This is a genomic window from Paenibacillus sp. FSL R7-0273 (assembly GCF_000758625.1).
Taxonomy (GTDB): Bacteria; Bacillota; Bacilli; order Paenibacillales; family Paenibacillaceae; genus Paenibacillus_AQ.
Window position 1 is genome coordinate 6442475 of the sequence record NZ_CP009283.1, and the last position, 16207, is coordinate 6458681.

12 protein-coding genes are annotated in these 16207 nt (G+C 53.4%); 2 read left to right on the forward strand and 10 right to left on the reverse strand.

From position 1 onward, the window contains the following. Window positions 1-1824 precede the first annotated feature (1824 nt). The 4 genes from R70723_RS32420 to deoC all read right to left on the reverse strand — a co-directional run bounded on the left by R70723_RS32420 (window position 1825) and on the right by deoC (window position 6535). Window positions 1825-2883, reverse strand: coding sequence for a hypothetical protein (locus R70723_RS32420; RefSeq protein ID WP_052421501.1), 1059 nt, complete (start codon window positions 2881-2883; stop codon window positions 1825-1827). A gap of 432 nt (window positions 2884-3315) precedes the next feature. Next, window positions 3316-4617, reverse strand: coding sequence for a homocysteine synthase (locus tag R70723_RS27625; RefSeq protein ID WP_039877271.1), 1302 nt, complete (start codon window positions 4615-4617; stop codon window positions 3316-3318). 614 nt (window positions 4618-5231) lie between these two features. Beyond that, window positions 5232-5750, reverse strand: a complete 519-nt coding sequence (locus R70723_RS27630; RefSeq protein ID WP_039877273.1) for a GNAT family N-acetyltransferase — start codon at window positions 5748-5750, stop codon at window positions 5232-5234. Between the two features lie 107 nt (window positions 5751-5857). Continuing rightward, window positions 5858-6535, reverse strand: a complete 678-nt coding sequence (gene deoC, locus R70723_RS27635) for a deoxyribose-phosphate aldolase (RefSeq protein ID WP_039877274.1) — start codon at window positions 6533-6535, stop codon at window positions 5858-5860. Between the two features lie 280 nt (window positions 6536-6815). On the opposite strand from deoC, the gene R70723_RS27640 reads away from it, so the two are divergent. Next, window positions 6816-7157: a hypothetical protein gene (locus R70723_RS27640; RefSeq protein WP_039877275.1), complete on the forward strand. Its 342-nt coding sequence runs from the start codon at window positions 6816-6818 to the stop codon at window positions 7155-7157. Window positions 7158-7166: 9 nt separating this feature from the next. Beyond that, window positions 7167-8183, forward strand: a complete 1017-nt coding sequence (locus R70723_RS27645; protein ID WP_039877277.1) for a 3-oxoacyl-[acyl-carrier-protein] synthase III C-terminal domain-containing protein — start codon at window positions 7167-7169, stop codon at window positions 8181-8183. Window positions 8184-8273: 90 nt separating this feature from the next. On the opposite strand, the gene R70723_RS27650 is transcribed toward R70723_RS27645, so the two are convergent. The 6 genes from R70723_RS27650 to R70723_RS27675 all read right to left on the reverse strand — a co-directional run bounded on the left by R70723_RS27650 (window position 8274) and on the right by R70723_RS27675 (window position 16189). After that, the gene (locus R70723_RS27650; protein ID WP_039877279.1) at window positions 8274-9050 is read right to left on the reverse strand and encodes a hypothetical protein; all 777 of its coding nucleotides are present in this window, start codon (window positions 9048-9050) and stop codon (window positions 8274-8276) included. A 185-nt stretch (window positions 9051-9235) separates the two neighbouring features. Further along, complete coding sequence (locus tag R70723_RS27655; RefSeq protein WP_372238257.1) at window positions 9236-10693, reverse strand: SulP family inorganic anion transporter; 1458 nt, start codon at window positions 10691-10693, stop codon at window positions 9236-9238. 191 nt (window positions 10694-10884) lie between these two features. Then, window positions 10885-11961 (reverse strand): bifunctional 3-deoxy-7-phosphoheptulonate synthase/chorismate mutase, encoded by a 1077-nt coding sequence (locus R70723_RS27660; RefSeq protein ID WP_039877281.1) that lies wholly within the window; start codon window positions 11959-11961, stop codon window positions 10885-10887. Between the two features lie 485 nt (window positions 11962-12446). Next, a complete protein-coding gene (locus R70723_RS27665; protein ID WP_052421502.1) occupies window positions 12447-14747 on the reverse strand; it encodes a PAS domain-containing hybrid sensor histidine kinase/response regulator in 2301 nt (766 codons plus the stop codon). 232 nt (window positions 14748-14979) lie between these two features. Then, window positions 14980-15378: a response regulator gene (locus tag R70723_RS27670; RefSeq protein ID WP_039877282.1), complete on the reverse strand. Its 399-nt coding sequence runs from the start codon at window positions 15376-15378 to the stop codon at window positions 14980-14982. 136 nt (window positions 15379-15514) lie between these two features. Continuing rightward, window positions 15515-16189, reverse strand: coding sequence for a Na-translocating system protein MpsC family protein (locus R70723_RS27675; RefSeq protein WP_039877285.1), 675 nt, complete (start codon window positions 16187-16189; stop codon window positions 15515-15517). Between the last annotated feature and the right edge of the window lie 18 nt (window positions 16190-16207).

Sequence of the window (16207 nt, forward strand, 5' to 3'; positions counted from 1 at the left end):
ACACATGCTGCCCCGGCTTAGCCGGGACAGCATGGTAAATGAGAATGATAATCATTTTTGTACTACTGCAAATATATTTCCTTAGCGCAACTTATAGCCTTATAATACCACTTTATGCGCGAAAGTAAACCCCGGGATAAGCCCGAAATAAATGGCGCCAGCGGCCGGGCACTTCCCTCGGGCTATATTAGCTGGTTAATGGTAGTTGTGGAAGCGTTGGCGGGGAACGGGAGGAATTTAGGGGATTGCGTTGGGGCTGACAGCGAGAGGGGCGGGATGTTGCTCGGGGAGCTCAGGGAGGGGATTTGGCGGGGGTTTGGGGGTTCAGCGAGTAGATTCGGCGGGGGCTGGGGGTTCAGTGAGCAGATTCGGCGAGGGCTGGGGGCTGCTGCGAGCAGATTCGCGGGGGGCTGGGGGTTCAGCGAGCAGATTCGGCGGGGGCTGGGAGCTGCTGCGAGCTGAATCGGCGGGGGCTGGGGGCTGCTGCGAGCAGATTCGGCGTGGGCTTGAGTTGAGGGAGCAGATTCGCGGGGGGCTTGGGGCTGCTGCGAGTAGATTCGGCGGGGGCTGGGGGCTTCAGCGAGCAGGAAGTTTGTGGTTGACTCTACAGCAGCAATGGAACTGGGCATAGGCCAGATTCTTGCGCCAACCGATCTGACACTGTCCCCTGCCGAACAAGAGATTTGTAAATTAGTTCGATTTCCGCCACCTAATTTCACAATTATCGGGTTTTTGTAAGCATTAATTGGAAATAGGGCATCTAATTAGCTCCTCAACCCCTTTTGACCGCAAAAACAGTAAAATTAAGTGTCGTTTTTCTAACTAACCTCCCCTTCCCGGCGATCAGCCCGCAAATAGATGGCGATTTTCCACTTAGTTTAATCAGCATTCTCTGTAACATCGTTTCCGTTAGCTCATTCCAGGATAGCTGTATTCCGTACACTAAAATTCCGCTACTACGGAGATTCCAGCACTTTATCTGCATTCTCTGCAACTAAAAGTGGCGGTATTCCGCTTTTAAGCAGAATACCGCCAGAATAATTGTATAAAGCGCAGCTATTACTTATTTTCTGGCAAAAGCCGGGTAAATAACTGTACAGAGTGCAGCTATTCATGGGTTCTGGTGAGCGGGCTGCACTAATCCCAGCAGCAGCTTCAGCATCAACCGGCAGGCAGTAGGATAAAAAGTGTCGTCCTGCCCGATGGGCATCTTAAATCTATTCATGCCTTAGTCAAGGCATTCAATTTAAACAATAAATCACATTGCTTTAGTCAGCTGCTTGCACCGTCCGCGTTTTCACGAATCCTGCCATGCCGTTTAAGTAACCTTGTGCGTAGTTTATTCGCTCTTGCGCCGTAGGTGTTCTCCGAGTCAAGGCATTCAATTTAAACAATAAATCACATTGCTTTAGTCAGCTGCTTGCACCGTCCGCGTTTTCACGAATCCTGCCATGCCGTTTAAGTAACCTTGTGCGTAGTTTATTCGCTCATGCGCCGTAGGTGTTCTCCGGGTCCAGCCATTCAGTTTAAACAACAAACCATATTGCTTTAGTCAGCTGCTTGCACCGTCCGCGTCTTCACGAATCCCGCCATGCCGTTTAGGTAACCTTCTGCGAAGTTTAGTCACCCGAATGCGCCGTAGGTGTTCTCCGAGTCCAGCCATATATGCAGTAGATTGTGCACCATTGCTACAACATAGACAGCATAGTGGGACGCCGGAGTTACTTCGGGGATACAGGTTAGTTCATAGACGGTAACATATAGGGCCCACGGACGGCTCCCAGACGGTTAGCGGAAGGCTCACGGACAGCCCTGGGTACAAGCCTACAGCCATCCTCCGGCGGCTGTATCGGGGCTTTCCTGCCGGGCCATCCAGGTCAGGCAGGCCGCCCGCAGCAGCGCTTCGGTCCGCTGGCCGGCGCTGCAAAAGAGCCCGCTCATGCCGATCCGGTACAGATCGGCAAGCGCTGCCGCCGCCGCGGGCCCGGCGGCGAGTACAACTGCCGCCGGCCTTACACGCCGTACGGCGGCAAGTGCGGCTTCCGCCGCCAGGACGAAGTCCGCGGCAGCGGGCTCCTCCGGCGCGGCCAGGTCCGCCGCGCCGTCCAGCACCAGGAAATCGGCGATGCGCGCGATTTCCCCCGCGGCGGCGGGCGGCACACCGGGGGCGATTAGCGCCCCGATGCTGCACGCCGCCGCGTAAGCGTGGCCGAGGGTCTGCTCGGCCACGTCCTCAATGAATTCGCGCTGCGCCGCGAATTCGGCCGCGCTGGCGGGGTACGCCGCCAGCAGATCGATGCGGCTGTCGCTGCCCAGCCGCTGATTCGCCGCCACGGCGGCGAACAGGGCTTCGAGCTGCACATCCTGCAGCTCCGCCAGCTTGGTAGGCCGGGCCGCAAGCTCCGGCGTGTGCAGCAGGGTAACGGCGGCCCAGACGCTGTCCGCCGATTCCAGCAGGGCGGCTGACGCAGCACGCAGCCGGTAATAGATGCGCTGCAGGGCACGCTCGGCCTGCAGCGCATCCCCGCTGTTCAGCCAGCATTCACATAGGCCGGCCAGCTCGGGGGTCTGCATCCATTCCTCACTCCGGATCAGACAGGGACCGGCCGGGAGCGGGCCGGGTTCATCCCGCAGTAAAGGACGGTCGCCGCTTCCTTCACGCAGCACCAGGAAGGCAGGGCGGTCGCCGGTCCGTTTCAGATAAGCACGGCTGGGCGGCTCTGCGCTCCTGCTCCGCTTTTCTCCGGTGATAAACTCTGCTGCAGCGGAAGCCACAGATGCAGCCTGGCTCATCTCGATTCCCAGCGCCCGGTCAGCAGCACTATACTTGAACGGGCGCTCCCCACTATCACGATTGAAATCCTGCTGTCGTTCACCCTTCATCACCGCACCCACCTTTGTTGGCATTGGATTGCTGCCGGCCTAAGCTGTACATACACGCAGCTGCCGGCATGTTGCGTATCTACCTCTTATAGATACGGGAGGAGAACCTGAAATATGCAAGCGGTCTCAATACGAAAATAAACCGCAGCCCGCCATTCAACGAATTACTCCGGACGCCGGTACATATATGCCTGTGCCAGATACCGGATGATTAGCCGTATCCAGCCAAAAAAAGCCTCTACCCTGCGTACTCCTCTCCGGCCCTTAGGCCGAACGGAATAGTATACGGTAGAGGCTTTGTACAGAAAAGGATGAACGATCCCCAATTGCTGGGACAATCCTGTAAAACCATTCAGAGACTACGGAAGTTTAGTAATCTGCTGCAAACGCGGTTCCTGCTGTGCAGCAGGATCATCTCATTAATAGGGTGATCTATTCCGCCTGCTGCTGGCTTGCGGCAATCGCCTGCTGCAGATCATGCAGAATATCATCAATCGCTTCCGTGCCGATGGACAGGCGCAGAAGCTCCGGCTTAACGCCTGCGGCAGCCTGCTCTTCAGCAGATAGCTGCTGGTGGGTCGTACTCGCAGGATGAATAATCAGCGACTTGGAATCACCGACATTTGCCAGGTGGGAGAACAGCTTCACATTCTCGATCAGCTTAACACCGGCGTCAGCCCCGCCCTTAATGCCGAAGGTTAGGATGGCTCCTTGGCCTTTAGGCAGATATTTCTGCGCAAGACTATAGGAAGGATGGCTCGGCAGGCCGGCATAGCTGACCCACTCTACATCTTCATGACTCTCCAGGAACTGCGCCACCTTGAGCGCATTCTGGCTGTGGCGTTCCAGCCGCAGATGCAGAGTTTCCAGCCCCTGCAGCAGCAGCCAGGAGTTGAATGGTGAAATCGCCGCCCCCAGATCACGCAGCAGCTGAACGCGGGCTTTGATAATATAGGCGACCGGTCCCAGCGCTTCGGTATACACAAGACCGTGATAGCTCGGGTCCGGCTCGGTCAGACCGGGAAATTTACCGCTTGCCTTCCAGTCAAATTTACCCCCGTCAACGATAATGCCTCCGATCGAGGTGCCGTGTCCGCCGATAAATTTGGTGGCTGAATGAACCACGATATCCGCGCCGTGCTCAATCGGACGCAGCAGGTACGGACTAGGGAAGGTATTGTCAACAATCAGCGGAATCCCATGCTCATGGGCAATCGCTGCGACAGCCTCAATATCCAGCACATTCCCCTGCGGATTACCGATTGTCTCAGCATAAAGCGCCTTGGTTTTATCCGTAATGGCCGCGCGGAAGTTTTCCGGGTTATCCGAATCTACGAAATTCACTTTAATCCCCAGCTTAGGCAGCGTGGTTGAAAACAGATTATAAGTTCCGCCATACAGACTTGCTGAAGATACAACCTCATCGCCTGCACCGGCAATATTCAAAATCGAGAAAGAAATAGCCGCCTGGCCGGAAGCCGTCGCGAGCGCACCTGCACCGCCTTCAAGCGCAGCAATCCGCTGCTCAAACACATCAGTAGTCGGATTCATCAGACGGGTATAGATATTGCCGAATTCCTTCAGCGCGAACAGATTGGCGGCATGCTCGGCATCCCGGAAGCCATAGGAGGTAGTCTGATACAGCGGTACTGCACGCGATAATGTGGTAGGGTCAATCTCCTGGCCGGCATGAACAGCCAAGGTTTCGAACGACAGCTTGCGGTCTTCTGACATTGGTATTTCCTCCCCTGTTATCATCAATGGCAAACATTAACAATCAAGAATTGTAACTATTCTCTCACAAATGATGTTATTTGGGAAGCAAAAAATCTCATTAATCCGGTGTGTTTTATTATATTTACAAAAACATCCGTTCTAACCCTGCTCTTCACTCCAGATTAGCCTATATCCGCAGAAAAGTACACGCTTACATTTTGAATTTGAAGGATTCCATTCGGCAATCACCAATAGCTGCAGTTTGTACAACTAAAAAGGCTGTTTTTCCTCTTACTTACGGTTTAACTGTATCCGGTACAACTATTTTCGCTCAAAATCATCAAATCAGCCAATTAGGGCTAATTTAACTGCACAAACTGCAGCTATATCCTGCAAAGGTTAAAAATCACCCATTTTAAGTGTACAAAATACAACTATGTGCATTAAGCGAACGGCAATCCATCTCCCGGACATCTTGCCCCACCCACAGCTAATCAGCCAGCTTCCGCTTGCTTACAGCTTACTAGCCGCACCCTGCTCATCTTCTGCCCCATACAGCTCACCAGCCGCTTCCCAGCTCCACATCAGCCTCCAGCGCTACATCCTCCGCGAAGCCGCTGCCGAACCTCCCGCTATTCTCCTTCCGGCGGCCCCGGCAAAAAGTAATACACCAGGCCGTCCACCAGCTCCTCCTTACGCTGAAAACCCAGCCGCTCCAGCAGCCGGGCAGAGCGCACGTTGGCCGGATCGGCGGTGGCCTCAATCAGCTCCAGCCCCATCAGCTCAAAGCCAACCCGGATAACCGGTGTAATCGCCTCTGTCATCAGCCCCTGGCCCCACCAGGCGCTGGACAGATCGTAGCCGATTTCCGCCTTGGACGGTTCTCCCGTTACCCAGCAGTGATAACCGCAGGTTCCTGCCAGCTGTCCGGTTGCCTTATCGAAAAGTCCCCAGCGGCAGCCGGAATCCTCGGTGTGAAACCGGATAATCTCAACAGCCTCTGCGATATCCCTGCATGGAGGAATGTCCATGTACCGCGTAACCTCTTCATCCGCAAAATGCCGGAATACAGCTGTGCTGTCGCTTTCTTTTAACACCCTTATGTATAAACGCTCCGTCTCCAGCTCCGGAAAAGCAAGCTTCCCCTCCATCAGCCTTCCTCCTGTCCTTCCCTGCTTACAATCCCGTATATACAAAAAAGCAGGAGAACACAAATTAATCCTGTTCCCCTGCTTGTCCTGTCTATAAAATCATTCAGTTAGTAGCTGCTCTGGCTTTGCTCGCCTTTGGCAATAGCTACGCCGCCGCTTGTACCGATACGGGTTGCTCCTGCACCGATCATGATCAGCGCGTCTTCGCTGCTGCGTACGCCGCCGGAAGCTTTGACGCCGATGTCAGGGCCTACGGTTGCGCGCATCAGGGCGATATCTTCCTTTGTTGCGCCGCCTGTGGAGAAGCCTGTCGAGGTCTTCACGAAATCTGCGCCGGCTTCTACAGCAAGCTTGCAGGCACGTACTTTCTCCTCATCGCTCAGAAGACAGGTCTCGATGATGACCTTGGTCAGCGCTTTACCGCGGGCCGCTTCTACAACAGCTGCGATATCGCGGCGCACCAGCTCGTTATCGCCGTCTTTTAACGCGCCGATGTTAATCACCATGTCCACCTCTCCGGCACCGTTCTCAATAGCATTCGAGGTTTCAAAAGCCTTGGTTTCCGGAGTGGAGGCGCCCAGCGGGAAGCCGATAACGGTACATACCTTAACTTCAGGGGTATCCTTCAGCACTTCATGGGCTGTTGCTACCCACGCCGGGTTGACGCAGACAGAGGCAAACTTGTAGGCTTTGGCCTCTTCCGCCAGCTTGATAATATCATCCTTACGGGCATCCGCTTTAAGCAGCGTATGATCTATGATCCGGGATATTGTGTTGTCACTCATTGTTAATTCCTCCATGGTTGTAGATGTTCTCATACCTTGTAATCATACCAATAGTAGCCTGCTTTGGAAAGCGGAACGGCTGCCGCCCCGCATTAATACGCTTACCCGCCGGGCAGCGGGGTAACAATCCCTATTTATAAATATCAAAAAGTAAATAGGTTAAATATGAAAAATATCCCTTTTAAAAGCATTCACAACCGTTATAATGGATTCGTATCCTTATTAATGCAATGATTTGCTTTTATTAACATTTATCGAGGAGAAGGAGTGTTTTAGAGAGATGGGAAGCTTTAACTTTGCAACGAATACTGCAGAATCCATTCTGAACGTTCAGGTCGAAGGAACCATGTCAGAGGAGGATGCCGGACGGTTTATCCAGGAATACAATCAGATTGTAAGCAGGTTCAACCCTGCCGAATACGACATTGTACTGGATTGCACCAGACTGAATGTCTCCACGGCTGATGTGCTGCCTATGCTGGAGCAGTGCTATCTTTTGTATCAGCAGTCCGGCTTTAAGAAGGTTGTCTTTACCATCACCAGGAGCCCTATCCTCAAAATGCAGCTCAGCCGGGTGGCCCGCAGCACCAAACTTGAAAACTACGAAATTATCGAAGTGTAGGTGAAGCTCATGGAACATACCGGAGACAATATCAGAATTCGCAATGCCGCCTATTATCATCCGCAGCATGTCGTAGACAATGATTATTACTTGGAGCACTTTGCCGCCCTCGGCAAGGATATCAAGAGGTTTCTGGAAGTGATGGGCCGTGAGCAGCGTTACATTATTAATAACAGCCATGAGAATGCGCTGACCATGGGCTATGAGGCTGCGGCCAAGGCACTTGCGGAGGCCGGACTGCAGGGTGAGGATCTCGATATGATCGTATTCGCTTCGCAGACACCGGAATATACATATCCGACAAATGCACTGCTGCTGCATCACCGGCTCAGCGGCAAGCACCGCACCATCACAATGGACAGCAATGCCAACTGTGCTGGGATGGTGACCGCAGTGGAGCAGGCCAGCCGTTATATGCAGGCCAACCGCAGCGTCCGCTATGCGCTGATTGTCGGCAGCGACTACAGCTCCATTAACTGCAGGACAGACGACGAGATTACATACGCCAACTTCGGTGATGCTGCAGCCGCTGTGATTCTGGAGCGGACACCTGAGGCTTCGGGCTTCATGGACTCGCTGTATTATACCGATTCTGGGCTCTGGGAGGGCATTACTTTTCCGGCGTGCGGGCTGTCGGGCATTTACCGGGACGGCCTAACGCCGGAGGATATCAGGCTCCGCTGGATTCCTTTTGACGGCTCGGTATGTGTCGGTGCAGCCATTCATGATATTAAGGAGCTGCTGGACCGCCACGGTCTTGCTGCCGGGGATATTTCGGCGTTCTGCCTGTCCCAGTTTTCACTAAAGAACATCGAGCTGATCCGTGAAGGGCTTGGCCTGGAAGCAGAAGCATCTGCCGGCAAGTTCATCTATGTAGGCGGAGAGTTTGGCTATACGGCAACGAGCAGCCCGTTTATCGCTTTTCAGCGCGGGGTGGAGGAAGGCAGCATTCAGCGCGGGGATTATGTTATCTTCTGGTCTGTAGGAGCCGGCTGGCAGATCCCTACTATGCTCTATCAGTACTAGCACCGCTTGGCAGACGAGCCTGCCCGGTGAAGTCCGGTATCATTAAGAGCCTTGCCCCGGTGAATGACCGCGGGCAGGGCTCTCTTGTATCTACGGGTGCTGCCGGATCAGGCCTTCCGGTGTAAACCGGTATTCCTGTACGTCTGCATGACCCAAATGAGAGGCTTCAAAGATCAGATCATCCCTCAGCACTACGGAATCCGCCTGCAGAGCAGCATTTATATACGCCTCCTCAGCATGGCCTTCATACAAGCGGTACACATAAGCTGCCGTCGGTGTACCGTGGGCTGACAGCACTTCAGCCGCTCCGTCGCGGTCAATATCGATTTCACGAGCATGGCCGGTGTCCACAAGCAAAACCCCTTCCGGCACCCCCTTCTCATCTATCGTGTAATACCTGCTGAGCGCTGAGTTAGCTCCCAGTCCGCCGGTGATCTTCAGCATCCGACTGTTAAAAACGGATACTGCCTCTGCAATAAGATTCTCCGGCTTACGGTAATTGTAGGTACCGATTGAGCCCAGACTGTAATGGGCTGCAGCTGTACTGAGGTCAGCGTACACATAATCCTCATCCCCCGGAAGGGTATAAAAGGTAACTGTAATTCCGCCGCCGAAATCCTTCAGCCGCTGCACTGAAACGGTCACCGCGTCCGCAGGCATGCCTGGCCGGGCCTCCGCCTGCGGCAGCTGCTTCACTTCCTGCCAATCCGGCGTGATTACTGCCCCCTGAGCTGAAGCAGAGACGGCGGACGAATTAATATGAGAGTCCTCCGCATTATTACTGCTGCCGGAGGAGCCGCAGCCTGCAGTGAGCAGGAGCAGCGAGGCTAGCAACGCTAAAGCTTTTGGATTAACTATGACTTTCATGAAGAGACACCTCTGCTCTACCGGGAATTCATACATTCTGAGTATAAGCAGTTCCGGGTTAATAAAGGTAACTTTCCAGACGCCTGCCGATTAAAATGTTGTTGTATTTCCGGCTGCCATAATCATCGCACTAAAAAACAGCCTTCTCCGAGGAGAAGGCTGTCTGCTGAATATCATTAACCCGCTTAAGCATGCCCGCCGGACACACCGGGCCCGATCCGGTCAATGAGCTGTGTGCTTTGCTCATTTAATCCGGTGATGGTTACTTTTTTGCCGAGCGCCTCATATTTGCTGATTACCTTGGCAATAGCACCTGCGCCGGACTGATCCCATACATGGGAATGGGCAAAGTCGATGACAACCTTCTGGGGGTCGCCCTCATAGTTGAATTCATGGACAAAGTGGCTGGTTGTTCCGAAGAACAGCTGCCCAGTAACGGTATAAGTAACGGTATTCCCCGATGTATGAGTGTTCAGGCTGATCGAGGCGATTTTCCAGGCAAAGGACAATGCGCTGAGCAGAACACCGAACAGAACGCCGATCGACAAATTGTCTGTAGCCACTACTGTTACTACTGTCACAATCATGACCAGTGCATCTGCACGGGGAACCCGGATCAGCGACGTTAAAGAGCTCCACTCAAAGGTGCTGATGCAGACCATAATCATGACGCCGACCAAAGCCCCCATTGGAATCTGCTTGACCACATCCCCCAGCACGAGAATCAGGATCAGCAGGAAAACACCCGATACAAAGGTGGACAGCCGGGTCCGCCCGCCGGATTTCATGTTGACCATTGACTGGCCGATCATCGCACAGCCTGCCATACCGCCGAAGAAGCCGGTGACGATATTCGCCAGCCCCTGGCCCTTGGCCTCGCGGTTCTTGTCACTCGGAGTACCTGTGATATCGTCAATCAGCGTTGCTGTCATCAGTGACTCCAGCAGCCCGACTACGGCCAGGGACAAGGAATACGGCAGAATAGTCAGCAGCATGTCCAGCGTAAGCGGCAGCTGCGGGATATGGAACAGCGGCAGGGCCGAGGTAATCTCGCCCATATCTCCGACCCGGTTAACATCAAGGTCAAGCACGATACTGAGCACCGACACGATAATGATGGCTACAAGTGCTGACGGTACAGCCTTGGTGAAGCGCGGAACGATATAGATAATAACCAGGGTCAACGCTACAAGCGCATACATCACCCAGCCCTGTCCTTCAAAATGCACCAGCTGCGCCATAAAGATCAGAATGGCCAGCGCGTTAACGAAGCCGGTCATGACCGGCTGCGGAAGGAAGGTGATGAATCTGCCGAGCTTCAGCAGGCCCATCAGAATCTGAATGATGCCGCAGAGAACCGTTGCCGCGAACAGATACTCGATGCCGTGATTCAGCACCAGACTGCCGACCAGCAGCGCCATCGCTCCGGTCGCCGCCGAGATCATTCCCGGCCGCCCTCCGGCAATTGCAGTAACCACCGCAATGCAAAAAGAGGCGTAGAGTCCGACCATCGGGCTGACTCCGGCCAGAATCGAAAAAGCGATCGCTTCAGGGATCAGCGCGATCGCCACCGTCATACCGGACAGAACATCACTGCGGGTATTGGAAAACCAGCCGTTATTCAATTGATTGTACTTCAAAATACTGTTTCCTCCTGTGTCTGTTAAGGTTATAGGAGCATCCCTAAGATGCTCCGGTCCGGTGCAACGCCAATGCTATACATTGTACCCGACAGCCTTAACCGCCACAAAAGTTACGCATACGCGTGTAAGCGTTTATTTATAGTTAATCCTCTTCATTACTTCGATTTACTCAGTAATACCATTTATTTAGCTTAACGGAACAGCCCGGAAGCCTTAACCTCACTGTAGAAGGTGTTGAACTCCTCGATGTTCAGCTGCTGCGCCGCATCAGAGAGTGCAGTAGCCGGGTCGGGATGCACCTCGACCATGATGCCGTCAGCGCCGGCAGCCAGTGCAGCCTTTGCACAAGGGATCAGGATGTCCTTGCGTCCGGTCGAGTGGGTCACATCAACCAGCACCGGCAGATGGCTCTCCTGCTTGAGAATCGGTACGGCAGAGATATCAAGCGTATTACGCGTCCACTTCTCGTAGGTGCGGATACCGCGCTCGATCAGCATGACCTGCATGTTGCCGCGTGACATGATGTATTCGGCCGCATGGAGGAATTCCTCCATGGTTGCTGCAAGACCGCGCTTCAGCAGCACCGGCTTGTTCAGCTCGCCGGCAGCTTTGAGCAGCTCGAAATTCTGCATGTTGCGCGCGCCGATCTGGATAATATCCACATAATCCAGCGCCGGCTCCAGATGGGCCGGATCCACGATTTCACTGATCGTCAGCAGGCCGTATTCATCGGCTGCTTCGCGGAGGATACGAAGTCCGTCCATGCCAAGGCCCTGGAAATCATAAGGTGAGGTCCGGGGCTTGAAGGCACCGCCGCGCATAACCTTGATTCCGGCCTTCTGCAGGGCTGCGGCAACCGTGCGGGTCTGCTGCTCACTCTCAACAGAGCAGGGCCCGGCAACCATTACAGACGACAGGCCGCCGATTGCAACATCTCCCGGCAGGACGATTACCGTGTCCTCCTTGTGGGTTTTCCGGCTGACGAGCAGGCTTTTCTTGTGCTCGGCAGACTGCAGATCCAGAGAAGCAGCGAAAATCTGTTTGAAGAGGCTGCGGATCGTTCCCGCGGTGAAAGGTCCTTTATTGCTCGCTACAAGCTTCTCCAGCATCGCTTTTTCACGTTCCGGATCAAATTTCGGCACGCCCTGCTTTTCTTTTACTACTCCAATTTCCTGTACGATCTGCGCACGCTCCGAGATCAGCTCCAGCAGCTGTCCGTTAATTCCGTCCAGGCGTGCTCTCAGCTCATCCAATTCCACGTTAGTCATTTAACCTTCCACTCCCTCTTAATCATATTAAATTTATGAACGCAAAAAGGCCCCCCGCCGCAAGGGACGAGGAGCCGTGGTACCACCCTTATTTAGAGCCTGGCCCAAATGCATGGCAGAGGAAACGGAACTTGCTTTCCCTCAGACCTGAACCAACTCTGTCTTACACCCGGTAACGCGGGGCGCGGACCCTCCTACGCATAAATGCTGCAGCAGATACTTCAGGGGCCGGCTCGGAAGTGAACTTCGGCGCTAAACGTCTCTTGAGGGTGCTCTCAGTCTCCGGCACACCTTCCCTGTTAAGATCCGCTTGCAGCGCTTACTCTCTTCGTCATTGCCTTTATAGCTATTCCGGCGCGTCTTATGCGCTGGTTTCTGCTATCTTAATCAAAAAGCGCTGGCGGCGCAAGGGCTTATTTCACCGTTTTGCAGCTTTAGTGCAACAAAATATAAATGAACCCGTATAAGGAAGCTTTTCCGCCCGCTTATTCCCGTTCAACCAGATATTTCGCTCCCTCTGCATCACTGAAAAATCTGGATATGAGGCTCGTTACAGCCTCACTGCGCAGCGGCTTGCTGATATATTCATCCATCCCCGCCTCAAGGCAATGCTCCCGGTCTCCCTTAAGTGCATTCGCCGTAACCGCTATGATTACCGGCTGCCGCTCCGGAGAAAGCGTCTGTCTGATTACTCTGGTAGCCTCCAGCCCGTTCATACCCGGCATCTGCACATCCATAAAGATCAGATCATATTCCGCTGTACCCGCCATCTGCACCACCTGCAGGCCGTCGCCCACAACCTCGACAGAGTAGCCGCGCTTCTCCAGGATTTTACGGAGGACGATCTGATTAATCTCGTTGTCCTCAGCGACCAGAATCCGCAGAACCCGGTTTACCTGGCCTGAACCTGCAGTTAATGCACTTCCCTGCTCAGCGGGCAGGCCGCTTGGCAAACGCAGCTTAACTGTGAAATCAAACACGGCCCCCTGCTTCACGCTGGTATTCAGACAGATGGAGCCTCCCATCAGCTCAACCAGCTGTCTCGCAATTGCCAGCCCCAGACCCGTTCCTTCATGCCTGTGGCCCATGGAATGATCAAGCTGGACAAACGGCTCGAACAGCCTGCTCCGGGAATGCTCGGGGATGCCTATGCCGGTATCAGCCACGCTGAACTGCAGCCTGACCTGCCCCTCCTGCTGCTCCAGCAGGGAGACCCTCACCGTTACCCCGCCGGTGTAGGTGAATTTCACAGCGTTGCCAACCAGATTGAACAGCACCTGCTTCAGCCGCTCACTGTCCCCGATTACGGTCCCGGGCACATCCGGCTTGATATATACCGCCATGGCCAGGCCCTTGACCTCTGCTTTGCGCAGCAGCAGCTCAAGCACAGAGTCTATGCATTCTTTAAGTACAAATGACTGCTCATGGAGCTCTGTTTTGCCTGCTTCATTCTTGGAGAAATCCAGAATATCGTTAATGATACTCAGAAGAGTGTCGCCGCTCTGCCGGATAATTTCCAGGTACTCCCGCTGCATTGAGCCCGGCTCGCTGATATCAAGCAGCAAGTCTGTCATTCCGAGCACCCCGTTCATCGGAGTCCGGATTTCGTGGCTCATCATGGCCAGGAATTCACTCTTGGCCCGGTTTGTACTCTCCGCCGTCTCCTTGGCAATCAGCAGCTTTTTCTGTTCGGTAATATCCTTAACAATAATATAGAATCCTACCTTGGCTTTGTTAATGATAATTGGAGCAACCGAAGTCAGCACTTCGACACTGTGGCCGTCTTTATGCCAGACAAGGTCGTTATTCCGCTCCCCGCTGTGATTGACTCCGTTGTAGCCGAGTACCTCCTGCAGATGCTGCTCCCCGATAATCCGGCCTGCATTCATGCCTGCCAGTTCAGGAATGGTATAGCCTGTCAGCTGGCAGGCCTGCTCATTGCCGTTGATGATATTGCCTGAAAGATCCAGAGAGATGATCGCATCATGGTTGTATTTTTTTAGTGAGGTATAGCGTTCTATGGATTCCTGCAGCTTCTGCTCAACATTTTTGCGTTCTGTGATGTCCCGGCCCACAGCGAGTATCCCCGGATACCGCTGCTCCTCCAGTGCACGCAGCATAAATTCGATCCATACGTAATGCCCCTCCGCATGAAGAACACGCAGCTGTAATCTCCGTATGTCCTCCGCCTGCGGGGCGCTGAGCATTGTCAGGTCCTCCGGATGCACCAGGCTGTTTATATCCTGCCCTATCAGCTGCGCAGGCTCATAGCCCAGCACCTCCAGGACAGAAGGTGAGCAATACCTGCAGATCCGGTCCGGTGTCGCATAGTACACAATGTCCCTGATATTGAGCGCAATCAGCCGGTACAGCTCGTCCTCTGGAGCAGAGCCGGGGGATACAGCCGGTTCACCTCTTTGCTCCGTCAGATGGATAGCATAAAAAAGCGCAGCGCCTGTGGACGGCTCCCTTACAAGCATGGTCCGCAGCAGCAGCGGGACTTCCTCCCCGCGAGCGTGAAGCACCCGGATTCCGCCTTCAAAAAAGGGAACCCCGCCTGCGTTCAGAGCCCCCGTTACCCCGCTATAAAACTCCACATAATCACTCGATAAAAGCTCCCTGAAATCCTGCCCCAGCAGCTGCTCCTCCATGTACCCCAGCAGTGAGGCTACTTCCGGACTGACGCTTGTCCATTTGTGCTCAAGAGAGAGAAAGGCTGCTCCGACAGTACCCGCCTGATACGCTTGCCCCAGGGAGGAAAGCGCTTCTGGATGATATCTCGCCATCTGATCCACCGCCCGTTTGTGGAGTAATAAAAGCAATGAAATTAATTAAAATCTGTAATATTAATATCTTGCATCTACGGGCGAAAGTCAAATGCTATCCGCAGGAAAAAAACACCACTTTTTAGCGGAAAAAGTCGCTGCACAGCAAATACCATCCTTTTGCTGACAAACCGGCCATCAGACAGAGCTCTCCCCAGTTCTCCACCTTTAATCATCTTGCTTAAATCGCGGCCTAGTCTGTAAAGGGACCTCCGGCCAGCATTTTTTTCACGGTATCAGTAAAGACTTTGACCTGGAAGGGCTTGGTAATGTAGGCGGCAAAGCCGCTTGCCATGGCTTGTTCGATATCCGAACGCAGCGCAAACGCACTGATAGCCATAACCGGTATATGCCGGGTATCCGCATTGCCCTTCAGCCGTTCCATAGCCTCATAGCCGTCCATACCGGGCAGGCCGATATCCAGAATAATCAGATCAGGCAGCTGGCGGACTGCAATCTCCAGTCCCAGTTCCGCTGTTTCAGCTTTCAGCAGCAATACGGAGGGCAGATTTTTTTTGAAGACATGATGCATCAGAGCCATATTCAGCTCATTATCTTCTACGTACAGCACACTCTGCTGAAATTCCTCCATTTGCCTTATCCCCTCCCATATTCACGGTTGCTAAATTCCTGAAAAAAGAAAAAGCCGAAGAAAGGGACCCATCCCCCTTCTTCGGCTCATGTTCGGCTCATTCGCATGTCCGACTCATTTCCGCCCCATATGTTATTTAGTGAAACGTATATGCTATAACACTTGTATCCTTATCAAAGTCCCAATCTACATAAATATCGGACAGCTCCTTGCCCAGCATCGGCGCAATGGTGGTGGTGTCCTCCAGATAGCGTTTTTCCATCTTGCGTTTCGTTGTTTTGAGTGTATTCTCATAGCCGAGGCCAATCAGTTCCTTCTCCAGAGGAATCAGAATGCCTTCGCGCTTAATGATCAGAATACGGGGTCCCAGCCACCAGGAGTCGGTGAACACGGGTTCCTTCTGCACCTTCCGGCTTACTTCGTTGATCTGGGCATGCACATGTTCACGTCCGGCATAATCATCAACAGCCACTTCGTCGTTTTTGATAAGGGCAACAATCATCCCGGAAGCATTATGTATACCCCAATCATAAAATATTTCACTGACCTCAATAGCCATCGCATCCTTCAGGTAGGCCGAGAGCTCGGGAAGCAGAGATTTCATCAGCAGCTCCCGTGTATAACGGAAAGCCTGCTCCTCTTCCTTGTTCAGCAGAAACCTCTCTACAGGCCCGATAAAATTCCGGATGTGCAGCGCAATGCACTGCGGCCCGATGGAAGCATGTATCGATTCGGGACCTTTACCGAAGCGTTCTCTGAGTAATCTACCTGTAAAACTGGAAAGTTGGCTAGTAAGTTCTGTAGTGCTCATTAAATTTCCTCCAGCAAT

What these genes read in the sequence shown, in the direction of transcription:
- R70723_RS32420 (WP_052421501.1), bottom strand. Translation starts at nt 2,883, where the DNA reads ATGAAGGGTGAACGACAGCAGGATTTCAATCGTGATAGTGGGGAGCGC.
- R70723_RS27625 (WP_039877271.1), bottom strand. Translation starts at nt 4,617, where the DNA reads ATGTCAGAAGACCGCAAGCTGTCGTTCGAAACCTTGGCTGTTCATGCC.
- R70723_RS27630 (WP_039877273.1), bottom strand. Translation starts at nt 5,750, where the DNA reads ATGGAGGGGAAGCTTGCTTTTCCGGAGCTGGAGACGGAGCGTTTATAC.
- deoC (WP_039877274.1), bottom strand. Translation starts at nt 6,535, where the DNA reads ATGAGTGACAACACAATATCCCGGATCATAGATCATACGCTGCTTAAA.
- R70723_RS27640 (WP_039877275.1), top strand. Translation starts at nt 6,816, where the DNA reads ATGGGAAGCTTTAACTTTGCAACGAATACTGCAGAATCCATTCTGAAC.
- R70723_RS27645 (WP_039877277.1), top strand. Translation starts at nt 7,167, where the DNA reads ATGGAACATACCGGAGACAATATCAGAATTCGCAATGCCGCCTATTAT.
- R70723_RS27650 (WP_039877279.1), bottom strand. Translation starts at nt 9,050, where the DNA reads ATGAAAGTCATAGTTAATCCAAAAGCTTTAGCGTTGCTAGCCTCGCTG.
- R70723_RS27660 (WP_039877281.1), bottom strand. Translation starts at nt 11,961, where the DNA reads ATGACTAACGTGGAATTGGATGAGCTGAGAGCACGCCTGGACGGAATT.
- R70723_RS27665 (WP_052421502.1), bottom strand. Translation starts at nt 14,747, where the DNA reads ATGGCGAGATATCATCCAGAAGCGCTTTCCTCCCTGGGGCAAGCGTAT.
- R70723_RS27670 (WP_039877282.1), bottom strand. Translation starts at nt 15,378, where the DNA reads ATGGAGGAATTTCAGCAGAGTGTGCTGTACGTAGAAGATAATGAGCTG.
- R70723_RS27675 (WP_039877285.1), bottom strand. Translation starts at nt 16,189, where the DNA reads ATGAGCACTACAGAACTTACTAGCCAACTTTCCAGTTTTACAGGTAGA.